This is a genomic window from Marinobacter sp., from assembly GCF_033722735.1.
In the GTDB taxonomy this organism is placed as follows: Bacteria; Pseudomonadota; Gammaproteobacteria; order Pseudomonadales; family Oleiphilaceae; genus Marinobacter.
This window is the reverse complement of sequence record NZ_JAWVYN010000053.1, coordinates 1-3887: the sequence shown is the minus strand read 5'-3', so window position 1 is coordinate 3887 and position 3887 is coordinate 1. Positions and strand designations below refer to the sequence as shown.

At 61.6% G+C, this 3887-nt stretch carries 4 protein-coding genes and 1 pseudogene; all 5 read left to right on the top strand.

Going from position 1 to position 3887, the window contains the following annotated elements; genetic code table 11:
* Nucleotides 1-303 (top strand): annotated as a pseudogene (locus R3175_RS17905) (hypothetical protein); the annotation flags it as partial.
* A complete protein-coding gene (gene rimI / locus R3175_RS17900; protein ID WP_318945706.1) occupies nt 296-778 on the top strand; it encodes a ribosomal protein S18-alanine N-acetyltransferase in 483 nt (160 codons plus the stop codon). The pseudogene R3175_RS17905 and the gene rimI, both read left to right, overlap by 8 nt.
* Nucleotides 779-850: 72 nt before the next feature.
* Nucleotides 851-2431 (top strand): peptide chain release factor 3, encoded by a 1581-nt coding sequence (gene prfC / locus R3175_RS17895; RefSeq protein WP_318945705.1) that lies wholly within the window; start codon nt 851-853, stop codon nt 2429-2431.
* A 14-nt stretch (nt 2432-2445) separates the two neighbouring features.
* A complete protein-coding gene (locus R3175_RS17890; protein WP_318945704.1) occupies nt 2446-3222 on the top strand; it encodes a TatD family hydrolase in 777 nt (258 codons plus the stop codon).
* Between the two features lie 200 nt (nt 3223-3422).
* Entirely contained in the window at nt 3423-3851 is a 429-nt protein-coding gene (gene rplM, locus R3175_RS17885; protein ID WP_318945703.1) for a 50S ribosomal protein L13, read from the top strand.
* The last annotated feature ends 36 nt before the right edge of the window (nt 3852-3887 follow it).

Below are 3887 nucleotides of genomic sequence, written 5' to 3'. Positions count from 1 at the left end.
GAAGCGGAGTCGTCGTTCAACCTGCAGTGGCCGGTATTCAACAACCCGGCGGTGGCGGGCAACGACCGGGCCGGGCTCAGGACCTTGCTGGAGGATCTGCGGCGGGACTGGCCGGATCAGCGCCTCATTGCCCTCGGCCTCTGCCAGGGGGAGGATTGGCCGGACCGGAGGGAGTGGCTGGCTGGCGCTCTGGGGGAGCCTGCAGTGGACTTCGAGTATTCCCTGCCGGCACTGGCTAGCGACCCGGGGCGCAAGCGCGCGCTCTGGAGCCGTTTGCGGCCCCTGGTCAACGCCGGTGACTGATTCCTACCTGACTGCGAGGGACGCCACCCGGCTGGTGCGGGCGTTAACCGCTGAACACCTCCCCGAGATGCTCGATATAGAGCGCCAGGGTTACAGCAACCCCTGGAGTGAAGCGGTGTTTCGTGACTGCTTCCGGGCCGATTACCGGCTCTGGGGGTTGTGGGAGGCCGACAGCCTCCTTGGTTACGCAGTAGTGGCCTACCTGGTGGATGAGGCCCACCTGCTCAATCTCTGTGTTGCCCGCCATAGCCGGCGCAACGGCGCCGGTCGGCAACTGCTCCGGCATCTGATGGCCCAGGCCGGCCATGACGGCATGAGCCGGGTGCTGCTTGAGGTCAGGGTCAGCAACCAGGCTGCCGCGGCGCTCTATCTCAATGAAGGCTTCAGCCAGATTGGCCGGCGCAACGGCTACTACCCCGGCGCTGACGGTCCGGAGGACGCCCTGGTGCTGGCGCTGGATCTGCAGCCGGCGTGACTCGCGTCTTGTCGCCACAAAATCTATAATGGCGACCGTTTGATAATTTCCCAGCCCAGGCCATTCATAACCATGTCGAACCTTTCCAAGGAAGTGGGCCAGCGTCGTACGTTTGCCATTATTTCCCACCCAGACGCCGGTAAAACCACCATTACGGAGAAAGTGCTCCTGTTCGGCCAGGCGATCCAGAAGGCGGGCACCGTCAAAGGCAAGAAATCCGGTCAGCACGCCAAGTCCGACTGGATGGAAATGGAGAAGGAGCGGGGCATTTCGGTGACCACCTCCGTGATGCAGTTCCCCTATGGCGGCCGCCTGGTCAATCTGCTGGACACGCCGGGCCACGAAGACTTCTCCGAGGACACCTACCGCACGCTGACTGCCGTGGACTCCTGCCTGATGGTGATCGACAGCGCCAAAGGCGTCGAGGAGCGCACCATCAAGCTGATGGAGGTAACCCGGCTGCGGGATACCCCGATCCTGACCTTCATGAACAAGCTGGACCGGGATACCCGTGACCCCGTCGAGCTGATGGACGAAGTGGAGGAGGTCCTCAAGATCGCCTGTGCGCCCATTACCTGGCCCATCGGCAACGGCAAGAATTTCAAGGGCGTTTACCACCTGCTGCGGGACGAGGTGGTGCTCTACAAGTCCGGGCAGGGCCACACCATCCAGGAGCGGCGCGTGATCGCAGGTCTCGATAACCCGGAGCTGGACACTGCGCTGGGGGCCTATGCGTCCGACCTGCGGGACGAGATCGAGCTGGTCAAGGGTGCTTCCCACGAATTCGACCTGGAGGCCTTTCTGGCCGGCCAGCTGACACCCGTGTTCTTCGGCACTGCACTGGGTAATTTTGGTGTCGACCACATGCTGGACGGTCTGATCGACTGGGCGCCGCCGCCCCAACCGCGGGAGACCGATCAGCGCGTGGTGAAACCCGAAGAGGAAGGGTTCTCCGGCTTCGTTTTCAAGATCCAGGCCAACATGGACCCCCAGCATCGGGACCGGGTCGCTTTCCTGCGCATTGTCTCGGGCAGCTACAATCAGGGTATGAAGGCGCGTCATGTGCGGATCGGCAAGGACGTGCGTTTCTCCGACGCGCTGACCTTCATGGCCGGTGATCGTGAGCACGCAGAAGAAGCATTCGCCGGCGACATCATCGGCCTGCACAATCACGGCACCATCCAGCTTGGCGACACCTTTACCGCCGGTGAGGACATGAAATTCACCGGCATCCCGAACTTTGCGCCGGAACTGTTCCGCCGCATCCGCCTCAAGGACCCGCTCAAGGCCAAACAGCTGCAGAAGGGCCTGGTGCAGCTGTCCGAGGAAGGCGCGGTGCAGGTGTTCCGGCCGGTTAAGAACAACGATCTGATCGTGGGCGCCGTCGGCGTACTGCAGTTTGACGTGGTGGTCAGTCGCCTCAAGAGCGAATACAAGGTGGAAGCGGTGTACGAGCCCATTAACGTGGCTACGGCCCGCTGGGTCAGCTGCAAGGACGAGCGCAAGCTCGACGAGTTCGTGCGCAAGGCCAACGACAACATTGCCCTCGACGGCAGTGACCGGCTCGCCTACATCGCGCCCACCATGGTCAACCTGCAACTGGCCCAGGAGCGCCATCCCGAGATCGAATTCCACAAGACCCGGGAGCACTGACAGGGGGCAATCCCATGGGCCTGGTCGACGCACACTGCCATTTCGATTTCGCCGAGTTCGACGGCCGGCGGGACCGTATCCTCTCGGACCTCCAGAGCCGCGGCATCGAGCGCCTGGTTATACCCGGCGTGCGGTGGGCGCATTGGGACCGGGTAGCGGACGTGGCCAGGGCGCATAAGAATATCTACTACTGCCTTGGTATCCACCCATGGTACGTGGATGAGCACGACGATCAGGCCCTGTCACAACTTCGCCAGAGGCTGGAAGATCAGCCCGAGGGCTGCGTGGCTCTGGGGGAGTGCGGTCTGGATCGCATCCATGGCGAACTGGATCGCCAGCAGCCCTGGTTCGAAGCGCAGGTGGAGCTGGCCCGGGATCTGGACTGGCCCCTGGTGATCCATTCGGTGCGGACCCACGACGAGGTACTGGTGACCCTGAAGCGGGTTGGCCCCCGAGCGCCGGTGCTGGTACACGGCTTTTCCGGCAGCAAGGAGCAGGCAAGCAAACTGGTGGACCAGGGCTGCTATCTGGGGGTGGGTGGCGTGATCACCCACGAGCGGGCCAGCAAGACCCGCACCGCCATTGCCCAGATGCCCCTGGAGGCACTGGTTCTGGAAACCGATGCCCCGGACATGCCGCCTGCCGGTGTCGCCAAAGGCGACAACAGTCCGGTCAATCTGGAGCGGGTGCTGGCCGCGCTCTGCGAGTTGCGCACCGAATCCGAAGCCCGTATCCGGGAGGCACTGGCGGCCAATGTCAGGGCGCTTTACCGCTGGACGGACGAGGCCTGATTTCCGGTTTGCAGGGGTTGGCTTTTGGCGGTCTGTTCGGATATACTTCGCGCCCTGGCTTTTCAAGGCGTGGTCAACAACATCAGCCCCGATTGGTGACCCTGCCGACAAACATTACAGGTCAAAAGCCCCCACTGAGCGTATAGCGCCTGTCAGTGGCGGCTTTTAACGTTTCTTATATAGCGTTCAAGGCGGAATCAATGAAGACTCTGAGTGCGAAACCAGAAACCGTAAAACGTGACTGGTACGTTGTAGACGCAGCCGGCAAGACGCTGGGTCGTCTGTCAACCGAGATCGCCCTTCGTCTGCGGGGCAAGCATAAGCCTGAGTTTACCCCTCATGTCGATACTGGCGATTATATTGTGGTGATCAATGCCAGCCAGGTTCGGGTAACCGGCAAGAAATCAGCTGACAAGATGTACTACAGTCATACCGGCTTTCCGGGTGGTATCAAGTCCATCAACTTCGAGAAGCTGGTCGACAAGGCGCCTGAGCAGGTCATCGAGCATTCGGTGAAAGGCATGCTCCCGAAAGGTCCCCTGGGCCGCGCCATGTTCAAGAAGCTTAAAATCTATGCCGGCGCTGAGCATCCTCACGCAGCCCAGCAGCCCAAAGAACTCGACATTTAACGGAAGGCGGATATGTCTGTAGCACAAAATTACGGT

Coding starts and splice junctions, on each gene's coding strand:
- R3175_RS17890 (WP_318945704.1), top strand. CDS start 2,446: ATGGGCCTGGTCGACGCACACTGCCATTTCGATTTCGCCGAGTTCGAC.
- prfC (WP_318945705.1), top strand. CDS start 851: ATGTCGAACCTTTCCAAGGAAGTGGGCCAGCGTCGTACGTTTGCCATT.
- rplM (WP_318945703.1), top strand. CDS start 3,423: ATGAAGACTCTGAGTGCGAAACCAGAAACCGTAAAACGTGACTGGTAC.